Origin of the sequence: Streptomyces lancefieldiae (genome assembly GCF_031845825.1) — a bacterium.
Classification (GTDB): Bacteria; Actinomycetota; Actinomycetes; order Streptomycetales; family Streptomycetaceae; genus Streptomyces; species Streptomyces lancefieldiae.
This window is the reverse complement of the sequence record NZ_JAVRFH010000043.1, coordinates 42,083-66,442: the sequence shown is the minus strand read 5'-3', so window position 1 is coordinate 66,442 and position 24,360 is coordinate 42,083. Positions and strand designations below refer to the sequence as shown.

The 24,360-nt window shown below is 70.6% G+C and carries 15 protein-coding genes and 1 pseudogene; 7 read left to right on the top strand and 9 right to left on the bottom strand.

Translation table 11 applies throughout. The features are described from left to right. The 4 genes and pseudogenes from RM812_RS31215 to RM812_RS31205 form a co-directional block, all read right to left on the bottom strand. Positions 1-316: beta-ketoacyl synthase N-terminal-like domain-containing protein (locus RM812_RS31215; protein WP_311580016.1), on the bottom strand; the 316-nt coding region annotated here is incomplete at its 3' end. A gap of 70 nt (positions 317-386) precedes the next feature. Further along, entirely contained in the window at positions 387-6,206 is a 5,820-nt protein-coding gene (locus tag RM812_RS31210; protein WP_449657851.1) for an SDR family NAD(P)-dependent oxidoreductase, read from the bottom strand. Between the two features lie 27 nt (positions 6,207-6,233). Further along, positions 6,234-6,314, bottom strand: a pseudogene (locus tag RM812_RS43375) (polyketide synthase docking domain-containing protein); the annotation flags it as partial. Positions 6,315-6,408: 94 nt separating this feature from the next. Continuing rightward, positions 6,409-12,045, bottom strand: a complete 5,637-nt coding sequence (locus RM812_RS31205) for a type I polyketide synthase (RefSeq protein ID WP_311580010.1) — start codon at positions 12,043-12,045, stop codon at positions 6,409-6,411. Between the two features lie 269 nt (positions 12,046-12,314). On the opposite strand from RM812_RS31205, the gene RM812_RS31200 reads away from it, so the two are divergent. Beyond that, a complete protein-coding gene (locus RM812_RS31200; RefSeq protein ID WP_311580007.1) occupies positions 12,315-13,157 on the top strand; it encodes a putative RNA methyltransferase in 843 nt (280 codons plus the stop codon). 71 nt (positions 13,158-13,228) lie between these two features. Here the strand turns inward: RM812_RS31200 and RM812_RS31195 are convergent, their stop codons facing one another. The 5 genes from RM812_RS31195 to RM812_RS31175 are packed head-to-tail and all read right to left on the bottom strand — an operon-like array spanning position 13,229 to position 18,031. After that, positions 13,229-14,485 (bottom strand): glycosyltransferase, encoded by a 1,257-nt coding sequence (locus tag RM812_RS31195; RefSeq protein ID WP_311580003.1) that lies wholly within the window; start codon positions 14,483-14,485, stop codon positions 13,229-13,231. A 55-nt stretch (positions 14,486-14,540) separates the two neighbouring features. After that, positions 14,541-15,752 carry a hypothetical protein gene (locus tag RM812_RS31190; RefSeq protein WP_311580000.1) on the bottom strand — a complete coding sequence of 404 codons (1,212 nt, stop codon included), beginning with the start codon at positions 15,750-15,752 and terminating at the stop codon, positions 14,541-14,543. Positions 15,753-15,783: 31 nt separating this feature from the next. After that, positions 15,784-16,764 carry an NAD-dependent epimerase/dehydratase family protein gene (locus RM812_RS31185; RefSeq protein ID WP_311579997.1) on the bottom strand — a complete coding sequence of 327 codons (981 nt, stop codon included), beginning with the start codon at positions 16,762-16,764 and terminating at the stop codon, positions 15,784-15,786. Continuing rightward, positions 16,761-16,976: a ferredoxin gene (locus RM812_RS31180; RefSeq protein ID WP_311579994.1), complete on the bottom strand. Its 216-nt coding sequence runs from the start codon at positions 16,974-16,976 to the stop codon at positions 16,761-16,763. The genes RM812_RS31185 and RM812_RS31180 overlap by 4 nt, the downstream gene beginning before the upstream one ends. Before the next feature lie 23 nt (positions 16,977-16,999). Further along, on the bottom strand, positions 17,000-18,031 hold the full coding sequence (locus RM812_RS31175; RefSeq protein ID WP_311579991.1) for a cytochrome P450: 1,032 nt from the start codon (positions 18,029-18,031) through the stop codon (positions 17,000-17,002). Positions 18,032-18,539: 508 nt separating this feature from the next. Between RM812_RS31175 and RM812_RS31170 the strand changes: the two genes are divergently transcribed. From RM812_RS31170 to RM812_RS31145, 6 genes are all read left to right on the top strand, one after another. After that, a complete protein-coding gene (locus tag RM812_RS31170; protein WP_311579988.1) occupies positions 18,540-19,280 on the top strand; it encodes a TylF/MycF family methyltransferase in 741 nt (246 codons plus the stop codon). Between the two features lie 66 nt (positions 19,281-19,346). Next, positions 19,347-19,937, top strand: coding sequence for a dTDP-4-dehydro-6-deoxyglucose 3-epimerase GerF (gerF, locus tag RM812_RS31165; RefSeq protein ID WP_311579985.1), 591 nt, complete (start codon positions 19,347-19,349; stop codon positions 19,935-19,937). 417 nt (positions 19,938-20,354) lie between these two features. Beyond that, on the top strand, positions 20,355-21,242 hold the full coding sequence (rfbA, locus tag RM812_RS31160; RefSeq protein ID WP_311580025.1) for a glucose-1-phosphate thymidylyltransferase RfbA: 888 nt from the start codon (positions 20,355-20,357) through the stop codon (positions 21,240-21,242). A 41-nt stretch (positions 21,243-21,283) separates the two neighbouring features. Further along, the gene (gene rfbB / locus RM812_RS31155) at positions 21,284-22,255 is read left to right on the top strand and encodes a dTDP-glucose 4,6-dehydratase (RefSeq protein WP_311579982.1); all 972 of its coding nucleotides are present in this window, start codon (positions 21,284-21,286) and stop codon (positions 22,253-22,255) included. A gap of 20 nt (positions 22,256-22,275) precedes the next feature. Continuing rightward, positions 22,276-23,118, top strand: coding sequence for a thioesterase II family protein (locus RM812_RS31150; RefSeq protein WP_311579979.1), 843 nt, complete (start codon positions 22,276-22,278; stop codon positions 23,116-23,118). Further along, positions 23,115-24,338, top strand: a complete 1,224-nt coding sequence (locus tag RM812_RS31145; protein WP_311579976.1) for a cytochrome P450 — start codon at positions 23,115-23,117, stop codon at positions 24,336-24,338. Before RM812_RS31150 ends, RM812_RS31145 begins: the two co-directional genes overlap by 4 nt. The last annotated feature ends 22 nt before the right edge of the window (positions 24,339-24,360 follow it).

The following is a 24,360-nucleotide window of genomic DNA, read 5'->3' as shown; positions in this document are numbered from 1 at the left end:
GCAGGAACCCACCCTCACGCACATACGTACGCCCGGGCACACCCGGCTCCGGATCGAACAACCCCGCCACATCCCAACCCCGATCGGTCGGGAACGGGGAGACCGCGTCCACCCCCGACGCCACCAGATCCCACAACCCCTCCGGCGACGACACCCCGCCCGGGAACCGGCACCCCATCCCCACGATCGCAATCGGCTCGTGCCTGGCCGACTCGGTCCGGCGGATCTGCTCGCGGGCCTCGTGCAGGTCGGTCATGGCGCGGCGGAGGTAGACGCGGAGCTTTTCTTCGTTGGTGGCAGGCGTTTCGGAAGACATGGTGCTGTTCTCCTGGGGTGTGGGGCGGGCGGCGCGGGCGGGAGAGCAGTGGCGGCAAGCGGGCTCTGGGCTACATCGATCGGAAGTCGCTGTCGAAGAGGTCGAAGAGCTCGTCGTCGGTGCTGGCGGCGAGGCGTTCGCCGACCGACAGCTCATCGGGGCCCTGCCCGTCGTGACCGTTCGAGCCGTTGCCCGGGCGAACGCCGGCCACCGGCGGGGCGAGCGTGCCGAGCAGCTCCTGAAGGCGTTCCGTGACGTGGGCGCGGCCGTTGTCGTCGGTGACAGCGGCGGCCAGTCCGTCCCGGATCCGGTCGAGTGCCTCCAGAACGGCCGGGACGTCCGCGGGAAGTTCCTGGCCGCCCTTCGGCAGTTCCTGTTCCAGGTGGTCGACGAGCGCCGCCGGCGTCGGATGGTCGAAGACCAGCGTGGCGGGAAGCCTCGTTCCGGTGACGGCGGTGAGCCGGTTGCGGAGTTCGACGGCGGTGAGGGAGTCGAATCCGGCTTCCTTGAAGGAGAACTGGAGTTGGACGCGTTGGGCGTCCGCGTGCCCGAGCACCGAGGCGATCTCGGTGCGCACGAGCTCCCTGATGGCGGCGAGCCGCTCGCCGCGCGGCTTCCCGGCGAGCCGTTCGGCCAGGGTGCCGGATGCCGCGGCCGTGGTCGGGGGCTCCTGGCCCGCCGCAGGGTCCGGCGTGCCCGCACCGGACGAGGGGCTGGCACCGGCGGACGGGGGCACCAGGGCGTGCAGCACTTCGGGTACCACGCCTGCGTGTACGGTGCCGCGGGCCGACCGAGCACGCAGGCCGTTCAGGTCGAGGCGGATCGGCAGCAACACGGACTCGGTCCTGGAGGGGTCGCAGGCCTCGTCGAACAGTTCCAGTGCCTCGGCGGGGTCGAGGGGCAGGATGCCGGAACGGCGCAGCCGTGCGAGGTCGGCGGCGGCCAGGCTCGCTCCCATGCCGTCGGCCCCGGCGCCACCGCCGTCCCCGTCACCGCCGTCGCCCCACAGGCCCCAGGCCAGGGATACGGCGGGCAGGCCCTGCGCTCGCCGCCAGGCGGCGAACGCGTCGAGGAAGCTGTTGGCGGCCGCGTAACCGGACTGGCCGGGACTGCCGAGGGTTCCCGCAGCCGACGAGAAGACGACGAAGGCGGACAGGTCCAGTTCACGGGTCAGTTCGTGCAGGTGGGTGACCGCGTCCGCCTTGGCCCGCAGGACTGCCGAGACCCGTTGGGGGGTCTGCGCGGTGACGATGCCGTCGTCCAGCACACCGGCGGTGTGCACGACAGCGGTGAGCGGGTGCGCGGCGGGGACGGCGGCCAGGACGCTTTCGAGCGCCGAGCGGTCGGCGGCGTCGCAGCGGACGATGTTCACGGCGGCGCCCAAGGCGGTCAGTTCGGCGGCCAGCCCGGCCGCGCCCGGGGCGTCCGCCCCGCGCCGGCCGGCCAGTACGAGGTGCCGGACGCCGTGCTCGGTCACGAGATGCCGGGCCACGGTCTTGCCGAGCGTTCCGGTTCCGCCCGTGACGAGCACGGTGCCGTCCGCGCGCCAGGGGCCGGAAAGGTTCCCGGACGGGACGGGCCGCAGGGCTGCGCCCGCTTCCGGCTCGGTGGCGTCACCGAGGCGATCGGCGGCAGCTCCCTGCCCGTTCGCTCCGTGGGTGAGTCGGGGTACGAGGATCTCGTCGCCGCGCAGGGCGAGTTGGGAGGCCCCCGAGGTGACGGCCCGCGACAGGGAGCGGTACGAGGCAGCCGGGTCGGACGGGTCCGCGTCGACCAGTACGAAGCGGCCCGGGTGCTCGGACTGTGCGCTGCGCAGCAGTCCCCAGGCGACGGCTGCGGCCGGGCGGACCGCACTGGTGCCGGCCGCCACCGCCCCGTGCGTCAGCACGACCAGTCGTGCGTCGGTGAAGCGGGCGTGGGCGAGCCAGCCCTGCACCACGGCCAGCGCACGTTCGGCCAGGTCGTGGGCGCCTGCGGCGAGATCGTCCCCGTCGTGGCCGAGCTCCACCAGGACGTGGTCGGGCAGGGGCGTGTCGGAGGCCGCGAGGGCGTCCAGACCGTCATAGGTCCGTACGGGTGCCTGTGCTCCGTCGCGTACGCCCTCGAGGAGGGTCTGGCCGGGATCGCCGAGGACGCCCCACTCCGCTGCCGCCTGCCTGGGACCGGAGTGCCCGGTCACCGGAGCGGAGGCCGACGTCCACTCCAGTCGGTACAACGGTGTGCTCCCCGCCTGCGGACTCCGGAACTGGTTCGCCGGGAGAGGGCGCAGCGTGAGTGTGCGGGCGGCGAGGACCGGGCGGCCCGCCGGGTCGGCCGCCGCGACGGTCACGGCGTCGGGTCCCGCCGGGGCGATCCGTACGCGCAGGGAGTCGGTGCCGCGGACATGGATCCGGACGTCGCTCCACGAGAACGGCAGCAGGCCGTGGGCCTCGGTGAACTGCTCGCCGAACCCGGTGGCGTGCGCAAGAGCGTCCAGCAGGGCCGGGTGCATGCCGTACCGCGAGGCGTCGGCGGCTGCCTGGCCGGGGAGCCGGACCTCGGCGAAGACCTCTTCGCCGCGCCGCCAGACGGCGTGCAGTCCACGGAACACGGGGCCGTACGTCACGCCCGCGTCCGCGAGGCGCCGGTACTCGGCCGCGACGGCGGCCGCGTCGATGGCCACCGGGGTCGCGTCGGCCGGGGGCCAGACGCCGAGCAGTTCCGCCGGCACGTCGGCGCCGTCACCGGCCTCCTCGGTTCCGGGGGCGAGGGTGCCGGACGCGTGCCGGGTCCAGTCGGAGGGGGCGTCGGCCGCCCGAGCGGCGTCGGCGGGCCGGGAGTCGACGCGTATCGTACGGATGCCTTCCGCGTCGGGGCCGCTCAGCGTCACGCGCAGCCGGACCCCCTCTCCGCTCTCGGGCAGTACGAGGGGCGTGGCGAAGGTCAGCTCGGCGACCCGGGGGCAGCCCGCTTCGATGCCCGCCCAGGCGGCGATGTCCAGGAGGGCCGCTCCGGGTACCACGATGCGGTTCTGGACGCGGTGGTCGGCGAGCCACGGGTGGGTGCGGACGGAGAGCAGCCCGGTCCGTACGGTGCCTTCCCCGTCGGGCAGGTCGATGGCGGCCGGGAGCAGGGGCTGGTCCGCCGGCTCCAGACCGGTGGCGGTGAGGCCGGCGGCGGGGGCCGGGACGTCCAGCCAGTAGCGCGTGCGCTGGAAGGCGTAGGTGGGGAGATCGACGGCGGGCCCGCCGCCGTCACCGTGCACGGCCGCGAGGTCGACGGGAACGCCGTGGGTGTGGACGGTGGCCAGGGCCCCGAGGCAGGTGGTCGTCTCGTCGCGGTCCCGGCGCAGCAGCGGCACCATCAGCACGGGACGCTCCTGCCCGTCGGCGGGGGAACCGGCCGTGTCACGGTCCGTCGAGCCGCCCTGGTGCGGGGCGTCTGGTTCCTCTTCGCGCAGGCAGTCGCGTCCCAGGGCGGACAGCACGCCGTCCGGTCCCAGTTCGACGAAGGTGTCGATCCCCTGGTCGCGCAGGGTGCGGAAGCCGTCGTTGAAGCGCACGGCCTCGCGCGCGTGGCGCACCCAGTACTCCGGGGTGCACAGGATCGCGGCCGACGCGACCTCGCCGGTCAGATTGGAGACCACCGGGATGCGCGGCTCGGCGTAGGAGACGTGGCGCGCGATCCCGGCGAACGGTTCCAGTGCGGCGTCCATGTGCGGCGAGTGGAAGGCGTGGCTGACGGGCAGCACCTTGGTGCGGCGGCCCCGCTCCCGCCACAGTGCGGCGAGTTCGGCGACCGCGTCCTCGTCGCCCGAGATCACGGTGGCGTCGGGCCCGTTGAGTGCGGCGACGGCGACGCGCGCCGGCCCACGGGCCGTGAGCGCCGTGATCGTCTCCTCGATCTCCGCGCCGCCGGCCTGGATCGCCGCCATCGCGCCACCGGCCGGCAGCTCGCCCATCAGCCGGCCCCGCGCCGTCACCAGGCGGGCGGCGTCGGGCAGGGTGAACACTCCGGCGGCGTGGGCGGCGGCCAGTTCGCCGACCGAGTGACCCAGGAGTGCGTCGGGGCGCAGGCCCCACGCACTCACCAGCTCGAAGAGGGCGACTTCCAGGGCGAACAGCGCGGGCTGGGTGTACTCGGTGCGGTCGAGGAGGCCGGCCGTCGCGCTGCCCGGTTCCGCGAACATCACCTCGCGCAGCGGGCGGTCCAGGTACCGGTCGAGTTCCGCGGCCGTCTCGTCCAGGACGCGGGCGAACACCTCGTACCGCTCGTAGAGCCGGCGTCCGGCGCCCGGCCGCTGGCTGCCCTGCCCGGTGAAGAGCAGGGCGGTACGGCGTCCGCGTGCGGCCCGGCCGGTGATCACCCCGGGTCCGTGCGCCGCGCCGGACGCCAGCTCCGTGAGGCCGCTCAGGAGGGCGGCGGTGTCCTGTCCGAGGACGACGGCCCGGTGCTCGAACGGCGTGCGGGAGCGGGCCAGTGTCCGCCCGACCGCGGCGGGTGACACGTGGGGGCGGGCGGTGAGATGGTCGTGGAGTCTCCGGGCCTGGGCTCGCAGCGCCGCTTCGGTCCGGCCCGAGAGCGGCCAGGCGCCGCCGCCGGTGGACGGTTCGCGCTCCGCCGCCGTGTCGTCGCCGTCCGGGACGCCCTCCAGGATCAGGTGTGCGTTGGTGCCGCTGGCGCCGAAGGAGGACACGCCGGCGCGGCGCGGGGCGTCCCCCTGGCCGGGCCAGTCCTGTGCCTGCACGAGCAGTTCCACCGCGCCCGCCGACCAGTCCACCCGGCTGGAGGGACGGGTGACGTGCAGGGTGCGGGGCAGCCGTCCGTGGCGCATCGCCAGTACCGTCTTGATGATTCCGGCCACGCCGGCAGCGGCCTGGGTGTGGCCGATGTTGGACTTCAGCGAGCCGAGCCACAGCGGCCGTTCGGGGCTGCGACTCGTGCCGTACGCGTGCAGCAGGGCCTGTGCCTCGATGGGGTCGCCGAGCCGGGTTCCGGTGCCGTGGGCCTCCACCGCGTCGATCTGGTCGGGGCCCAGGTCCGCGTTGGCGAGCGCTTCGCGGATCACCCGCTGCTGGGCGAGGCCGTTGGGGGCCGTCAGGCCGTTGCTGGCACCGTCCTGGTTGACGGCGGAGCCGCGGATGACCGCCAGTACGGTGTGGCCCTTGTCCACCGCGTCCGACAGGCGCATCAGGAGCAGCATTCCGGCGCCCTCGGCGAAGCTGGTGCCGTCGGCCGCGTCGGAGAACGCCTTGCAGCGCCCGTCGGAGGCCAGGCCGCCCAGTCGCGCGAAGTCGACGAACAGGTCGGGGGTGGACAGGACGGTCGCGCCGCCCGCGAGCGCCATGTCGCACTCCCGCTGCCGCAGCGCCTGCGCCGCCAGGTGCACGGCGACCAGTGACGAGGAGCAGGCCGTGTCGACGGTGACGGCGGGACCCTCCAGCCCGAGGGTGTAGGCCACCCGGCCCGAGGCGATGCTGCCCGCGCTGCCGTTGACCAGGTAGCCCTCCAGACCCGGCGGGATCTCGTTCAGCCGGGCGCCGTAGTCGTGATACATGACACCCGCGTACACCCCGGTGCGCGAGCCGCGGGCGGAGGCCGGGTCGATGCCGGCCCGCTCGAACACCTCCCAGGAGGTCTCCAGCAGGAGCCGCTGCTGCGGGTCCATGGCCAGGGCCTCGCGCGGGCTGATGCCGAAGAACTCCGCGTCGAAGTCGGCGCTGTCGTGGAGGAATCCGCCCTCGCGGGAGTGGACGGCTCCCGACTCCGGGTGGTGGAGCGCGTCCAGGTCCCAGCCCCGGTCGTCGGGGAACGGCGAGACGGCGTCGGCGCCGGAGTCGACCAGTTCCCACAGGCTCTCGGGGGTGGTCACCCCGCCGGGCAGCCGGCAGCTCATCCCCACGACGGCGATGGGCTCACGGGCGTTGTCCTCCAGAGCGTTCAGCCGCTGGCGCGTGCTGTGCAGCTCGGCGACAACCCGCTTCAGGTAGTCACGGATCTTGTCGTCGTTGGCCGTCATCGACCGGACCCTCCTGGCCTACGTGCTCGTGTCGGTGCGAGCGCGCCTGCTGCGGCGCACTTCGGTGCGGGTGCGGGACGCGCACGGCGTCCGCTCACAACTGGTCTTCGATGAACGCGAACAGGTCGTCGTCGGAGGCGGAGTTCAGCCGCCCCAGCAGGTCGGGGCCGGCCTGCGCGCCGCGGCTTCCTGGGCCGGCGGCCGTTCGTGTGCCGCGGTCGCCGTCCCGGGGGGCGTCGCCGACCAGCGCCAGCAGTTCTGTGAGACGTCGGCGGACGGCGTCACGCCGCGTGTCGTCGGCCGTCATCTCCCGGACCGCCCGGTCCAGGGCGTCGATGCCCGACAGCGCCGCAGCGCCCGCGTCGTCCCGGCCTTCCGCCGCGAGGAGCTCCGCGAGGTGGCCCGCGAGCGCATCGAGGTTGGGGTGGTCGAAGACCAGCGCCGGCGGCAGTCGCAGTCCGGTGACGGCACCGAGCCTGTTGCGCAGCTCGACGGCGGTCAGCGAGTCCAGACCGATCTCCCGGAAGGAGCGAACAGGGTCGACCGCGGTCTTGTCGGTGAAGCCCAGCACGTCGGCCAACTGCGTCTGGGCCACGGCCAGGAGTTCGTCCCGCCTTCCCGCCGCGTCCAGCCCGGTCAGTCGTTCGCGCAGGGCTTGCGCCTGGCTCGGTGCGTCCGTGACCGCGGACGCCGCGCGACCTCCACGGCCCGTTCGCGCGGCGCCGCGCCGTACGTCGGGTGCCGCCAGCGTACGCAGCATCAGGGGCACCGAAGCGGCCCCGTGTGCGGCTGCCTGCCGCCGCAGCGCCACCGTGTCCAGCCGCATCACGCAGATCTGCGGCGCGTCCGCGCCGGCGGCGGCACCAAGTGCCCGGTCGAACAGTTCGAGACCCTGCTCGTTCGTGAGCGGCGCGATGCCGGACCGCTCCATGCGCCGCAGATCCACCTCGCCGAGATGGCCGGTGAACGCGCTGGCGGCGCTCCACAGTCCCCATGCCAGGGACACCGCGGGCAGCCCCTGCGCGTGCCGCTGCTGGGCCAGGCCGTCCAGGAACGCGTTGGCCGCCGCATAGTTGGCCTGTCCGGCCCCGCCCAGCAGACCGACCGCCCCGGAGTACAGGACGAACGCCTTCAGCGGTATTCCCGCGGTCAGCTCGTGCAGGTTCAGTGCGGCGTCCGCCTTGGGGCGCAGCACGCGGTCCAGCCGTTCGAGGGTCAGCGCCTCGACGACGCCGTCGTCGAGGACACCGGCCGTGTGGATCACCGCGGTCAGCGGGTGTGCGGCGGGGACGGTGGCGAGGGCCTCCTCCAGCGCCGCCCGGTCCGCCGCATCACAGGGAAGAAGCTGGAACTCTGCCCCGAGGCACGCGAGTTCACGCTCCAGTTCGGCGGCCCCTTCGGCGTCGCGCCCGCTGCGGCTGAGCAGCAGCAGATGCCGTACGCCATGTGCGGTGACCAGGTGCCGGGCCAGCAGGCTGCCGAGGGTGCCCGTGGCGCCGGTGACGAGCACGGTGCCCTCGGGATCGAACCCCGTGCCCGCCGCGGTGGCCCCGTCTCCCGGAGTCGGCAGGACCGCCAGCCCGGGGATGCGTATCTCGCCGGCGCGAACGGCCAGTTGGGGTATGCCGCTGTCGAGCGCCGCGGGCAGCGCCTGGTACGAGGCGTCCTGCCCGTCGTGTTCGACAAGGACGAAGCGGTCGGGGTGCTCGGTCTGCGCCGAACGCATCAGCCCCCACAGCGCCGATCCGGCGAGGTCCACCTGGCGCGCGTCCGCCTCGGTGGCGACGGCGTGCTCGGTGAGCACCGCGAGGTGTGCGGCGTCGAAGCGCTCGTCGGACAGCCAGCCCTGTACGAGGGCGAGCCCCCGCCGAGCCGTGTCCCTTACCCCGTCGGCCAGAGCCGTCCCGTGCGGTGCGGCGGTGCCGGGCCGGGCCCCGAAGTCGGCGAGGACGATGTCGGGGCGGTCCGCTCCGGAGTCCAGCGCCGTACGCAGTGCGTCCAGGTCGGGGAAGACGCCGACACACCCCGTGCCGGGGTCCGCCGTCGCGTACCGTGCGGCGGCACCGCCCTGCCCGACAACCGCCCACCGGCGTGTCGCACCGGACGGGGAGGAGGCGAAGAGCCCCGTGGCCGGTGGCGCCGGGCTCGCGATCGGGCTCCGCTGCCAGTCCACGCGGTACAGCGGCGCGGGCGTCGTGCCACCGACGAGTTCCACCAGCCGGTCCTGCGCAAGCGGACGCAGCACCAGCGCATCCAGCGACAGCACGAGGGCGCCGTCGAGGTCGACGGCCTCGAGCGACACGGCGCCTTCCCCGGCCGGGCCCAGGCGGACCCGCAGCGCGTCGGCACCGGTCGCATGCAGCGTGATGCCCCGCCAGGCGAACGGCAGCAGCACGGATCCGTCGTCGGGCCGCGGCACGAAGTCGCCCAGCAGCCAGGGTTGCAGAGCCGCGTCGAGGAGGCCGGGGTGCACCCCGAACCGCTCGGCGTCCAGCGCCGCGCCCGCGGGCAGGCGGACCTCGGCGAACACCTCGCCCTCGCGCAGCCAGACATCCTCGACCCCGGCGAACACCTCGCCGTACTCGTATCCCAGCGCGGAGAACCGGTCGTACAGCTCCGCCGCCTCCGCGCGCACGGAACCGCTCGGCGGCCAGGCCGCGCGGCTCCACTGCGGCCGGCCGGGGTCGGGAGCGGAGGCAGGGGCCAGTACGCCGACGGCGTGTCGGGTCCACTGGCTGGTGCCCCCGTCTTCCGCCTCCGGCCGCGCGAACACGCTCACGCGGCGCCGGTCGGAGGAGTCGGGCTCGTCGACGACCACCTGGAGCCGGATGCCGCCGTGCACCGGCAGCGGGGCCTCGATGCTCAGCTCCTCCACACCCGCGCAGCCCACGACCGTGGCGGCATGCAGTGCCATGTCGACGAATGCCGTCCCGGGCAGCAGGGCGGTCCCGGCCACGGTGTGGTCGGCGATCCAGGAGTGAGAGGCCGGGGAGATCCGCCCGACGAGCAGCAGCTCACCGGACTCCGCGAGCGGCAGCGCACCGCCGAGGAGCGGGTGCTCCTCCCAGGTCATACCGAAGCGGGCCGCAGCGGAACTGCCGGTGCCGGCGGGTGAGGCCGACGCCCAGTAGTGCCGGCGTTGGAAGGGATAGGTGGGCAGGTCGACGGTGCGGGCACCGGTGCCCTCGAAGAGTGCCGGCCAGGAGACGTCGACACCCTGGACGAACGCCTCCGCCACCGAGGTCAGGAAACGCCGCAGACCCCCCTCACCACGGCGCAGCGAACCCACCGCACACACCTGCCGGCCCACGGACTCCGCCGTCTCCTGCACCGCACCCGTCAGCACCGGATGCGCGCCGGCCTCCACGAACACCTCGAAACCATCAGCCAGGAGACGCTCCACCGTCTCCTGGAACCGCACCGGCCGACGCAGATTCCGGAACCAGTACTCCGCATCCAACGACGCCGTATCCACGACACCGGCCTCCACCGTCGAATAGAACGGCACCGAGCCGCTCCCCGGACGGACCCCCGCCAACGCCTCCAGCAACCGCCCACGAGCCGGCTCCACAAACACCGAATGCGACGCATACCCGAACTCCAGCCGACGCGCACGCACCCCCTCCGCCTCACACGCGGCAACGAACCGCTCCAACTCCCCCAGCTCACCCGCCACCACAGTCGACGACGGCGCATTCACCACCGCCACACTCAGCCCACCACCCCCACCCGCCAACCGCTCCTCCACCTCGGCCCGCGAAAGACGCACCGAAGCAATCCCCCCACCCGACAAAACCTCCTCCACCACCCGCGACCGCAACACCACCACCCGCGCCCCGTCCTCCAACGACAGACCACCCGCCACCACCGCAGCAGCAATCTCCCCCTGCGAATGCCCCACCACCGCATCCGGCACCACACCCAACGACCGCCACAACTCCGCCAACGACACCATCACCGCAAACGCGACCGGCTGCGCCACATCCTCACGCTCCAACGACACAGCACCCGGCACCTGAGCGATCACATCCGACAACCGCCACTCCACCAACCCCGCGAACACCGCCTCACACCGCGCCATCGACTCCGCGAACACAGCCGACTCAGCCCACAACCGCGCCGCCATCCCCGACCACTTCGTCCCCGCACCCGGAAACACGAACACCGACCGGCCACCCCCGACCGACACCACACCCGACACCACACCCGACGCCACCACACCACCACCGGCCAGAGCCCCCAGACCCGCATCCAGCTCCGCAGCATCCCCCGCCAGCACCACGGCCCGATGCTCGAACACCGACCGCGACACCACCGACGACCACCCCACATCCACCAACCGCCCAGCCCCCACCACACCCCGAACCCGACCCGCCAACTCACCCACCACACCCGCAGAACGACCCGACACCACCACCGGCACCACAGCCAACGGAGCACCAGCCCCGGCCTCCCCCACCTCCGGGACCGGCGCCTCCTCCACCACCACATGCGCGTTCGTCCCGCCCATGCCGAAGGACGAGACGCCGGCCAGCCGCAGCCGGCCGGTCCCCTGCTCGTCCGGCTGCGGCCAGGTTTCCCGCCGCGTGGGTACGCGCAGGTTGAGCCGGTCCATGGGGATGGCGGGGTTGGGCGTGGCGTGGTTCAGGCTCGGAGGTACCGCGCCCTCACGGACGCACAGGGCGGCCTTCACGAATCCCACGATGCCCGCAGCCGCTTCCAGGTGGCCGACGTTCGTCTTGGCCGACCCCACGGACAGCGGTGTGCTCCGGCCCCGGGCCGTGCCGAGCACCGCGCCGAGAGCCGCCGCCTCGACGGGGTCGCCGGCAGGCGTTCCCGTGCCGTGCAGTTCGACGTAGGACACCTGGTCCGGGCCGACCCCGGCCCGTTCGTACGCCGTGCGCAGCACGGCTTCCTGGGCCTCGCGGTGGGGTGTGGTCAGGGTCGAGCCGCCGCCGTCGTTGTTGACTGCGCTGCCTCGGATGACGCAGTGGACGCGGTCCCCGTCGGCCAGTGCCCGGTCCAGCGGCTTGAGGACGACGCAGGCTCCGCCCTCCCCCCGTACGTAGCCGTTGGCGCGTGCGTCGAAGGTGTAGCAGCGGCCGTCCGGCGAGAGCGCGCCCATGAGCTCCATGCCTGCCGTGCTGTTCTCGGCGAGGATCAGGCTGACGCCGCCGACGATCGCGAGGTCGGACTCGCCGCGGCGCAGGCTCTCGCAGGCCAGGTGGACCGCGACCAGCGAGGAGGACTGCGCGCTGTCCACCGCGAGGCTGGGACCGCGCAGGCCCAGGAGGTAGGAGAGGCGGTTGGCGGCCATGCCCCGGCTCAGGCCCGTCGCGGTGTGGCCGTTGACGGGGGTCTCGGACCGGTGCAGGAGCGCCGCGTAGTCGTCGGCCGCGATGCCGACGAAGACGCCGGTGTCCGTGCCGGCGAGGCTGCCCGGGACGATCCCGGCGTTCTCCAGGGCGGTCCAGCCGAGTTCCAGCATGAGCCGCTGCTGCGGGTCCGCGGCGGCGGCCTGGCGAGGGGACATGCCGAAGAAGGCGGCGTCGAAGTCGGCGGCCCCCTCCAGGGAGCCTCGCCAGGTGCCGTCGGCGCGACGCTCGATCGCGCTGCCTCCGGAGGTCAGCAGTTCCCAGAACTCTTCGATGCCAGGTGCCCCCGGAAGGCGGCAGGACATGCCGACGACGGCTATGTCGCTCGAACGCTGCGCACCACTCTTCGGGGCCATCGGAACTCCTGGTCGATCGATATGGGCTGTCACGCCGGCAGAGCAGGGTGACTGTCAGCACTTGCTGAAATGGGTGAGGCCACTTGCGCGGCATTCCGTAAGGAATCGCCGGGGAATTGGCCGGTTGTCGTGTCGTGCGCGCAATTGGGGTTCATCCGCTGTGGGTGCGCGTCAGGGGGATTCTTCGGCACTACACCGGGCGGCCGGCGGCCCGGATGCCTGCGTTAGGGTTGGCCGGTCCACGGACTCGCCCGAAGGAACGGTGCCTCATGCTCAACAGGATCGTGCGATACCTCGCCTGCCCGCACTGCGGTGCTTCGCTGGCCCTGGGCGACCGTGCACTTTCCTGCCCCTCCGGACACTCCTTCGACATCGCGAAGCAGGGTTATGTGAATCTGCTTCCGAGGGCGACGAAGCTGCGAGCGGACACAAAGGAAATGGTGGAGGCCCGGGACGCATTCCTGTCGGCGGGGCACTACGACCCTGTGATGGATGCGCTGGTCGATCTGGCGCGGCGGACGGCGGATCCGGCCGTGCCCGGTTGCATCGTCGACATCGGTGGTGGAACGGGCCACTACCACGCCAAGGTCATGGACGCGTTCCCTGACGTCGACGGCCTGCTGCTGGACATCTCCAAATACGCCGTGCGCCGGGCCGCCAAGGCCCATCCGCGGATCGCGGCCGCCGTCACCGACGCCTGGCAGACACTTCCGCTGCAGGACGCCGCCGCCGCCGTGGTGATCAACACGTTCGCTCCCCGCAACGGTCCTGAACTGCATCGCATCCTCCATCCCCGTGGCGTCCTCCTGGTCGTCACTCCCCTGCCCGATCACCTGCAGGAACTCATCGGCACCCTCGGCCTGCTGCAGGTGGACGAAGGCAAGGAGTCGCGTCTCGCGGAGCAGCTCGCCCCGCACTTCTCGGCCGTCGGCACGGAGCGGCTGACCCGGACCATGGCACTCGACCACCAGGCTCTGGCCCACCTGGTCGGCATGGGGCCCAATGCCTGGCACCGTGACGCGCAGCAGGACCACGAGACGATCCAGCGGCTGCCGGTGCCGTCCCAGGTCACGCTCTCCGTGCGGCTCTCCGCCTACCGGCTGTCGGCGTAGCGTCGCGGGCCCCCGGGCCCGTCGGCCGGCAGGCGAGCGGGTTCCGGCCCGCCCGCTCGCCGGTGGCCGACTCAGGCCGCGACCCGTGATGTCTCCGCCCACTTCTCGAGGATGTCGCAGGCGGTGTCCACTCCCCTTTCCTTGGAGACCCGTTCACCCAGCCGCCTGGCCCGGGCCGCCATCGCGGGATCGGTGACCGCATGACGAACACTCTGTGCCAGTGCCGCTCGGCTGAACCGGGTGAGGGGCACCGGCCGGGCGGCGACGCCTGCTCTGGACAGCCGCGCCGCCCAGAAGGGGTGATCGGCGAAGACCGGCACGATGACCTGTGGCACTCCGGCCCGCACGACTTCGGCGGTCGTGCCGGCGCCGCCGTGATGGATCACCGCGGCCATCCTGGGGAACAGGGCGGCGTAGTCCACCTGGTGCAGGCGGAGCACGTCGTCGGGCAGGTCACCGTCCGGGCCGTCGACCATGACCAGCCGGCGTCCGACGCCGCGGACGGCGTCGAGGGCGGCCTCGAAGGCTTCTTCCTGCCGATGGACTGACCAGGTGCTGCCGAAGGTGAGCGCCACCGGGGGTTCCCCGTCCTCCAGGAACGCCTCCAGCTCGGCGGGCGGCTCCCAGTGCTGGTCCCAGAACCAGTAGCCGGTGACATGGCTCTGACGCGGCCAGTCCCGCGGCTTGGGCAGCACACTGGGGCTGAAAGGGAACAGGTACGGGCGGTCGTGGCCCAGGCGGAGGAACGGGGACTTGTCGCCGAAGGGCCGCAGACCGAGTCGCTTCCGGTAGCCGTCGATCTCGGGGCGCCGCCATTCCCACTCGTCGCGGGCCGCCCTGCGATGGGTGTAGCGGTTGTACAGAGGGGTCAGCGGACCGAATCTGCGCTGCCCGGACTCGACGGCCGGGAAGGCCGAGGTCATGCTGTTGGGCCACCAGGACACCGAGGCCCACGGGGCGGGCGGGTGCCCGTACGCGGCGGCCAGGGTGAGGGGCGCGTTCACGATGAGGTCGGCGCCCTCTGCAGCGTCGTGGATCGCGTCGACGACCTGCTGCGTGTAGCTCTCGGGCGCCTCGGGCATCCCCGCGAGCATGTTCTTGAACGAGGGACTGCGCCGCAGCGCTTCGATGACCTCGGGCATGCTGAAGAACCCGTCGGGGTCCCCGGGCGAGAGCTTGTACGTCAGCTCCGCGCGTTCGACCAGCGGTCGCAGCGTGGCGGGAGCGGCCAGGGTGACGTCGTGGCCGCGGGCCTTCAGGCCGATCCCCAGGGCGACGAACGGCTGTACGTCGCCTCGGGATCCCACGCTGAGCAGGGTCACACGCATGCCGGCCCCCCGCCGCGCGGTCGGGTGTGTCCCGGTGCCTGGTGCCGACGGCTCCTCATTCGTGCCCCCCGGAAGACACGGCGACCAGCGTCTCGAAGTCGCGCGGGATCCACGGGGGGATGCCGCCCTCGGCGTTGGTGCCCTTCTCGATGAAGGCCAGATTGTGGTACATGTGCATGCCGACCACGTGCTGGTCGACGTAGCCGGGGCGGTGGCCTCCGGCCTCCGGCAGTTCCTCGTGCTGGATCGAGTCCACGAGGGACTTGAGCAGGCCCAGGCTCGTGCCGCTGTCCTGCTTCGGGTCCTTGTTGCCGCCGAAGCCGGACCAGTAGGCGGTCCACAGGTCCTCGATCACGTAGAGGCCCCCGGGCCGCACGTGCGGGAACAGCGCCCGGAACGACGTTCGGATGTGGTCGTTGATGTGGCTTCCGTCATCGATCACGATGTCGAACGGGCCGTACTCCTCGGCGATGGACCGCAGGTAGTCGGGGTCGCCCTGGTCGCCGCGCAGGGTCGTGATGCGCGGCGCGTCGAAGTGTGACTTGTCGACGATGTCCAGCCCGTAGATCTCACCGCGATGGAAGAAGTGCTTCCACATGCGCAGTGAGCCGCCACCCCACTCGGGGTGCTTGTAACCGCCGATGCCGATCTCCAGTACGCGTACCTGCTGGTCACGGTAGCTGCTGAAGTGGCGGTCGTAGTGGGGGGTGAACCAGTGCAGCGAACCCCACTTCGGGGTCAGGTAACGCGAGGAGAGTTCACTGAGGTCCGGCTTGTGGGAGTGGCAGCCGGCCAGCACGGTCTGGGAGCCCTGCTGCGCGGCCAGGAAGTGGGTGCCGATGTGCTCGGCTCCCGAGCCCTCCCCGCCTTCCGACTGCGCGTCCGCGACGTACGGGAAGAGGGTGGTCCGGCGCACGCCGGTGACGTTCTCCCGCACCGGTCCGAACAGCTCCCGCGCCAGTTCGCCCAGCTCGTACTCGACACGCATGGCGATGAACGCCTCGTCCTTGGTGGCGAGGCGCACCGGGCCGCCCTTGAGGACGTACAGGTAGGTGGGAAACAGCTGGTCGCCCGCCCGCACGGCCAGCTCGACGAGGACGGGGACATCGTTCACGGGAGCGGGGCAGCGCGTGGTGATCTCGTCCAGGAGCACACGGACGATGTCGGCCGGAGCGTGCCGGGCGGCCAGGTCCTTGAGGTCGGCGTCGTGTCCGCCGGCGGCTCGGATTATTTCACGGATCAACGAGTTCGGGACGTGCTTGACCACGGATTACCTTCCAGGGGTGTACGAGAGGAGTTCAGCGCTTGTGAAGGCGGTACCAGCGAGCGGTCTCCTCCAGCCCGGCCCGCAGAGGCTGGGGCTCGAAGTCGATCACTTCCGACATTCTGGACAGATCCAGAAGTCTGCTCGGGGCACCGACCGGGCGGCTGGGGTCGAGGCGGATGCGCTCGGGCCGTCCCAGGACGGCCATCACCATCCGGGCCAGCTCCAGGATGGAGACCTGCTCCGCGCCGGCCACGTTCATCTCCGGGTACTTGCCGGTCTCCAGCAGGCGCAGCGAGGCCCGCACCAGGTCGGCGACGTGCACGAAGGACCGGGTCTGGCTGCCGTCCCCCCAGATCTCGATCTCCTCGCCCGCGTCGGCCTTGGCCAGCATGCTCGGGATCACCCGGCCCCGGGAGCGGTCGAAACCGTCCCCCGGCCCGTAGACGTTGCCCGGCCGCACCAGGAAGACGTTGGTGCCGAACTGCTCGCGGTGGAGTCTGGCCAGGATCTCGCCGTAGCTCTTGGACAGGACGTAGCCGTTGTCCGTGTACCGCATGGATCTGCGGAAGTCGTCCTCCTCGCGCGCCGCCGCGGTGGGCGCCGTGCAGTACAGCTCGGAGGAGCTCATGACGACGACCTCGCCCACGCCGAAGTCCCGCACGCAGTTGAGCAGGTTGGAGATGGTCCGCTGGTTGCTGTCGAGGATCTCGGCCGAGCGCTCCAGCTTGAACTGTGCGTTGCCGTCCATGGCCGCGCAGTGGACGACGGTGTCGACGGACGGCGCCAGGTATTTGAAGGCTCCCCGCACGTCCGACTCGTCCCGCAGCTCCGTCCGCACGAAGCGGACCCGGTTCAGTGCCGCCAACTCGGCTTGCACCTCGGGTCGTTCGGTGCGGTACAGGGCCAGCACCTCGGCTCCGCGGGCGTCCAGCTGCCGGACGAAGTGGGAGCCGATGAACCCCAGTGCACCGGTGACGAGCACCGTGCGGCCGGCCCAGCGATCAGCGGTCACTCGGTGTCCTGCGGCGCGTGACCGGGGCCCTCGTCGACGATCACGGCCTGCACGGGGCAGAGGTGCACCGTCTGGAGCACCCGCGGCCACAACGCCGGCTCGGGCTCGGCGACCAGGACCTGGCTCAGCCCTTCCTCGTCCTGGCGGAAAACCTCCGGTACCAACTGCTCGCACTGGCCGGCACCCAGGCACCGGCTCTGCTCGACTGTCACCCGCACGCTGTATCCCCCTTCCGTCACCACTCGACCGGCAGCTCGTGCAGCCCGAAGATCGTCGAGTCGTGCTTGACGCGCAGTGCGTCGACTCCGCCGGCCAGCCTGAGCGTGGGGATACGGTCCACCACCGCGCCCACGGTGACCTCCAGCTCCAGCCGGGCCAGGTTCTGCCCCAGGCACTGGTGTGGGCCGTAACCGAAGGCGACGTGCTGGCGCGCCGAGCTGTGCGGGTCGAAGTCGTCCGGGGAGGCGAAGGCGCTCTCGTCACGATTGGCGGAAGCCAGCGAGAGGATGAGACCGTCCCCGGCGCGCAGCGTGAGACCGCCGAGCTCGATGTCCTCCGTGACCGCCCGCCGAAGGCCGTCCGCGATGGAGTGGAAACGCAGGAGCTCGTCGACCGCCTGGGGCAGCAGCGTGCCGTCGGCACGCAACTCCGCCAGGGTGTCCGGGTGCTGCAACAGCGTCAGGATACTCAGGGCCACCATGCCGGCACTGGTCTCGTGACCGGCGGCGAGCAACAGCACGGCGTTGTCCACGATCTCGGAGTGCCGCATCTCACCGGTGTGCAGCCGATCGGCGATGAGCCGGCCCAGCAGGTCGTCACCCGGAGTCCCGGTCTTTGTGGTCACCAACCGGTCCAGGTAGTCACGCAGCTCCAGGAGGGCGGCCAGTGACTCCTCGTTCCCGCCCACCCGCGTGGCCTGTTCGCTGCGCTCCTGGAAGAACTCATGGTCTTCGTACGGCACGCCGAGGAGCTGGCAGATCACCAGGGTGGACATCGGCAGCGCAAGTTCGGCCACCAGGTCCACCGGCCCGCGCTGCTTGAGAATTCCGTCCAGCAGCCCGTGCACCGTGTGTTCGATGCCCGGCCGCATCTCGCGGACCCGGCGCACGCTGAACTCGGATATGAGCATGCGGCGGAGAACGCTGTGGTCCGGCGGATCCATGGTCAGCAGTGACCGGAAGCCGCCGCCGTCGCCGTCGGAGGCGGAGAGCTTGGGCAGTTTGGCCGGCTCGATGGTGACCCGGGGGTCGGCGAGAAGGGCTCGCACATGCTCGTGCTTGGTGATGAGCCAGGTCCTGGAGCCGTCCCAGACCTGAGCCCGGCATATGGGCTCGTTCTTGCGCTTTTCGGCGTACTGATCAGGGAGACTAAAGGGGCAGGTACGCGCGAAGGGCCATGCGACACCTGATTCCGGAGGGCTGTTGTGAACAACTTTCGAAGATTCCAAGGATTCCTCGCCCTAAACGCAATCGTGAAGAGGTGATCTTCCTCCAACAGGCAACCACACGGTCCGCAACCTAGCAAGGGTCGACCAGAGCAGCCGTGGTCGTTACTGCACCATATGGCCCTCATTTCCAGACAGGTACGGCATTTGACATGGCTCGTTTTCGACCCTTGCCCGCATGTGATCACTGATGTTAGATGGTCACCCCATCCAGCTCATCACCGTGGATACAGGCAATGCAGCCCCGACGGCACCTGCCCTGAATGAGCCGCTCGCTGGGCACTGCTACCCGTAGGCGAGGAAAATGACAGTCAAACCTGCAGGCACAGACATGTATCTCGACCTTCTGAAGAAGGTCGTGACGAACATGATTTACGAGGACCAGACCAACGTCGCCGGCTTCATCACGAGCAGCTCGTATTCTCCGGAACTGCGCGCTGTGGGTGAGGATTACCCGCGCGTCGCGCACACCATGATCGGTCTCAAGCGGCTCGACAACCTGCAGAAATGCCTCGAAGACGTGCTGCGCGACGGTGTACCGGGAGACTTCGCGGAGACCGGGGTCTGGCGGGGCGGGGCCTGCATCTTCGCCCGCGCCGTCTTCCAGGCGCACGGCGTGCGGGACCGGAAGGTGTGGGTTGCGGATTCCTTCCAGGGTTTCCCCAAGACCACCGGTGAAGACCATCAGCTGGATGTCGACATCGACCTCGGCCAGTACAACGATGTCCTCAGCATCCCGGTCGACGTGGAAACAGTGAAAAGCAACTTCGCACGCTACGGACTCCTGGACGACCAGGTCCGTTTCCTCCCCGGTTGGTTCAAGGACACGATGCCTACCGCACCCATCGAGAAGCTCGCGGTGCTCAGGCTCGACGGGGACTCGTATGCAGCCACCAAGGATGTGCTCACGAACCTCTATCACAAGGTGTCGGACGGCGGATACGTCATCGTCGACGACTACTGCATTCCGGCGTGCCGGCAGGCTGTCCATGAGTTCCGGGACGAGCACGGCATCACGGACGAGATCCACCAGATCGATCGCCAGGGTTCCTACTGGAGACGCTCCGGCTGATTGGGCCCGGCCGTGACCGCCCAGCCCTGCCAGTGCCCGATCAACCGGTCCGAAGGACAGAACGCGATGCACCCACTCAGCATCGAGGGGGCCTGGTCGCAGGAACCCGTCATCCACTCCGACCACCGCGGGAGGTCCCACGAGTGGTTCCGAGGAGAAAGGTTTCGTCAAGCGTTCGGTCATGACTTCCCGGTGGCCCAGGTCAACGTCGCGGTGTCCCACCGCGGCGCGCTGCGCGGGATCCACTACACCGAGATCCCGCCCGGTCAGGCCAAATACAGCGTCTGTGTGCGCGGAGCGGGCCTCGACGTCATCGTGGACGTCCGCACCGGCTCACCGACCTTCGGGCGCTGGGAGATCGTGCCCATGGACGCGGAACGCAGCACCGCCGTGTACCTGACCGCGGGACTGGGCCGCGCCTTCCTCTCCCTCACCGACGACGCCACTCTCGTCTACCTGTGCTCGTCCGGGTACGCCCCCGAACGCGAGCACTCCGTCAATCCGCTCGACCCGGACCTCGGGATCGCGTGGCCGGCCGACATCGAGCCGCTGCTCTCCGACAGGGACAAGAATGCCCCGACCCTCGCGACAGCCGAACGGCTTGGACTGCTGCCGGCCTATCAGGCGTGGCAGGAGCAGCAACGGTCTGAGGCATAGGGCGTCCGAGCGCAGCCCGCCGTACCGGAGACCATCCCGACGAAGGGGGCACGACCATGGTTCCTTCCCTCGCCGCTACCTGAGAATCCCCAGCGGAATCAAAAAGCGCTGCGCCGTCCCACGGCAGGCCGAAAAGCACTCCTCGACATCCATGACACGGCACCCCGCGTGTTCGGATCGCGGGTGACGGACCGGAATGATGACTGCCTGCCGCCGTGTCCGCGAGGCAATCGCCGGTCCGGCCGGTCTCTTCGGGCGGATTCCGTGCACGACATGCACCAGGCCGGCGAACCCGGCCGCATCGAGGCACCCGAGCAGTCACGTCTGCCGGCCTTCAGACAGCGTCTCCACCCCCATATCAGCAATGCATGCCTCGGAGGACCAACCGTGTTCGAGACACCGCTGAAACGCCCCAAGGTGAGGGGGATAGTCCTCGCTGGGGGCAGTGCTACTCGACTGCAGCCGCTGACCGGTGCGCTTTCCAAGCAGCAGTTGCCCGTTTACGACAAACCCATGATCTACTATCCGCTGTCGGTGCTGATGCTGGCCGGTATCCAGGACATCCTCATCATCTCCTCGCACCAGCACGTGGAGACGTTCCAGGTCATGCTCGGCGACGGCTCACGCCTCGGCATCCATCTCGACTACGCGGTTCAGGACGAGCCGCGCGGTATCGCCGACGCGTTCCTGGTCGGCGACAAACACATCGGAAACGACCGGGTGGCGCTCATTCTGGGCGACAACGTCTTCCACGGCCCTGGATTCTCCACCGTGCTGAAGCACTCCATCCAACGCCTCGACGGATGCGAACTGTTCGGCTATCCGTCCAAGTCCCCCGAGCGGTACGGCGTCGCCGAGATCGACGAGCAGGGGAACTTGTTGTCGTTGGAGGAGAAACCGAGCCGTCCCCGTTCCAACCTCGCGGTCACCGGGCTGTACTTCTACGACAACGACGTGGTGGGGCTGGCGAAGGACCTCAAGCCCTCCGCCCGCAACGAGTTGGAGATCACGGACATCAACCTCTCCTATCTGGAGCAGGGCCGGGCGCGACTGACCCAGCTCGGTCGTGGATTCGCCTGGCTGGACATGGGGACCCACGACTCTCTGCTCCAGGCGGGTCAGTACGTCCAGTTGCTGGAGCAGCGCCAGGGCGTACGCATCGCCTGCGTCGAGGAGATCGCACTGCGTATGGGTTTCATCGATGCGGACACCTGTTACCGGCTGGGCGAGGAGCTGAGCGCCTCCAGCTACGGCAGCTATCTCATGGAGGTCGCTTCGGGACTCGGGTCGACGTTCACCGGTTGATCACCCCTACCCCCACAGCGCGGCAGAAAGGCAGACCAAGGATGCGCGTCCTGGTGACCGGGGCAGCGGGCTTCATCGGCTCGCAGTTCGTCAGACAGGTCCTGTCGGGCTCCTACCCGGAGCTGGCCGACGTCCACGTCCTCGCACTGGACAAGCTCACCTACGCCGGAAACACCGAGAATCTCACCGAGGTCGCCGGCCACCCCCGTTACACCTTCCTGCACGGCGACATCTGCGACCGGCATACGGTCACCCGGGCTCTGCGCGGTATCGACCTGGTGGTGCACTTCGCCGCCGAATCGCACGTGGACCGCTCGATCACGAACTCCGCCGCCTTCATCACCACCAACGTGCTGGGCACGCACACACTGCTGCAGTCGGCTCTGGACGCGGGCGTGAGCCGCTTCGTCCACGTCTCCACCGACGAGGTGTACGGTTCGATCCCCGAGGGGTCCTCGGCCGAATCCGACCCGCTGGACCCGAACTCCCCCTACGCGGCGTCCAAGGCCTCCTCGGACCTCCTGGCGCTCGCCTTCCACCGCACGCACGGCCTCGACGTCCGAGTGACGCGCTGCTCCAACAACTACGGCCCCCACCAGCATCCCGAAAAGGTCATCCCGCTCTTCGTGACCCACTTGCTGGAGGGCCTGCGCCTCCCCCTGTACGGCGACGGCCTCCACCGGCGCGACTGGCTGCACGTGGACGACCACTGCCGGGGCATCGCCATGGTCGCCGACCGGGGAAGGGCCGGAGAGGTGTACAACATCGGCGGCGGTACGGAACTGTCCAACGTCGACCTCACCCGCCATCTTCTCGGCATCTTCGGCGCCGACTGGTCCGTGGTCGACAGGGCGCCGGACCGAGCGGCGCACGACCGCCGCTACTGCGTGGACACCCGGAAGATCACCGAGGAGCTGGGATGGGCTCCCCGCATCGACTTCGAGCGCGGGCTCGCGGAGACCGTCGACTGGTACCGGGACCACAGCACATGGTGGAAGGCGCTGAAACCGTGACGCCCAAAAGCGGATCAGGCATGAGCGGGAGATCTGCCGCGACCGCGCCCGGCTCCACCGGCGCGGGCGACCTCTGGCTGCGCCGCTACCGGCCCGTCGCCGACCCCGCGCTCCGGCTCGTGTGCCTTCCGCACGCCGGCGGCGGCGCCAGCGCCTTTCTCCCTTTCACCCACCTGCTACCGGACACGGTCGAGGTGGTCGCCGTCCAGTATCCCGGGCGGCAGGACCGGCGCCTGGAGCCGTTCGTGGACACCGTCGACGGCTTGGTGACGCACATCGCCGAGGCACTCGAACCCCTGCTGGACCGTCCGGTGGCGCTCTTCGGCCACAGCCTGGGGTCGCTGGTGGCCTTCGAGACCGCCCGCCGCCTCGAGAAACAGGTGCCGGGAAGCAGTTCGGCGCACCTCTTCGTCTCCGGCCGCGTCGCCCCGACCGTCGTCCAACGGACCACCACGCATCTCCTGAGCGACGACCAACTGGTCGCCAAGCTCGCCGAGCTGCAAGGTACCGACCCTCGTGTGCTGGACGACCAGGAAGTCCTGCGACTGGCCCTGCCCGCGATCCGCAACGACTACCGAGCCGCCGCCACCTACACCTGGCGCCCGGGGGCGCCGCTCGCCTGCCCGATCACCGTGCTGACGGGAAGCGAGGACCCCCACGTCCCCGCCGACGGAGCCCGGGCCTGGCACCGGCTGACCACCGGGGAGACAGCGTTCCATTCCTTCCCCGGAGGCCACTTCTACCTCACCGAGCACGCCGAAGCGGTATGCCGGACGATCCAGGCGGCAACCGGGCTCGTCGTACAGCGCCCACACCTCTCAAGTCCTCCCGCTGCCCCCGTACGACCGAGAGAGTATTCATGACGTCCAGTTGTCCGGTCCATCAGACTCGCCAGTACCCCTTCTCCCTACCCGACGGCGTCGCGCTGGATCCGCTCTACGGCCATCTGCGGGAGCACGAGCCCGTGTCCCGGGTCCGTATGCCGTACGGGGGTGAGGCCTGGTTGCTGACCCGGCACGCCGACGTGAAGGCGGTCCTGGGCGACCAGCGGTTCAGCATGGAGGCCGGGGCCGGACGTGACGTACCCCGGCCCACCGAGTACCCGCTGCCCGCCGGCGGCCTCATCTCCATGGACCCGCCCGAGCACACCAGGCTCCGGCGGCTGGCCGGGAAGGCGTTCACCGCCCGCCGAGTGGAGGAACTGCGCCCGGACGTCTCGCGGTTCACCCACGAGCTGCTCGACGGCATGGTCACGCGCGACGAGCCGTCCGGTGAGATCATGGAAGACCTGGCGCTGCCCGTGTCGATCTCCGTGATCTGCAAGCTGCTGGGCGTCTCGTACAGCGACCGCCATCGCTTCCGCGACTTCTCCGACGCGCTGGTCTCCTCCTCCCTGAGTCCCGCGGAGGTACAGCAGGCGACCGAGGAATTCACCGCCTACATGGCCGAGTTGGTGGCCGATCGCCGTGCCCGGCCCACCGACGACTTCCTCAGCACCATGGTCCAGGCCCGCGACGAAGGTGACCGGCTCTCCGAGGCCGAACTTCTCATGATGGGCGCCGGCCTGCTGATCAGCGGCTACGAGACCACGGCCACCCAGATCGGCAACTTCGTCCACCTCCTGCTCAGCGACCGCCGGCTCTACGACCGTCTGGTCGCCGACCCGGACCTCGTGCCCGCCGCCGTCGAGGAGCTGCTGCGCTTCACCCCGCTGAGCACCATGGACGGGTTCGCTCGCATCGCCCTCGAGGACGTCGAGATCGGCGGCACGCTCATCCGCGCGGGCGAGGCGGTCATCACCTCGATCGCGTCCGCGAACCTCGACGACATGGCGTTTCCCGGTGCCGAATCCCTCGACTTCACCCGCGCCCAGAACCCGCACCTCGGTTTCGGTCACGGCGCCCACTACTGCATGGGCGCCCCTCTGGCCCGGCTCGAACTGCAGGTCGTGCTGAGCACGCTGGTCGAACGCCTGCCGGGGCTGAGGCTGTCCGTCCCGGCGAACGAGCTCCGCTGGCGGACCGGCTCCCTCATGCGCACCCCCAAGGCGGTCCCCGTCACGTGGGGCGGCCCGGCTGAGTGATCCGCCCCAGGCTCCGTCCCGG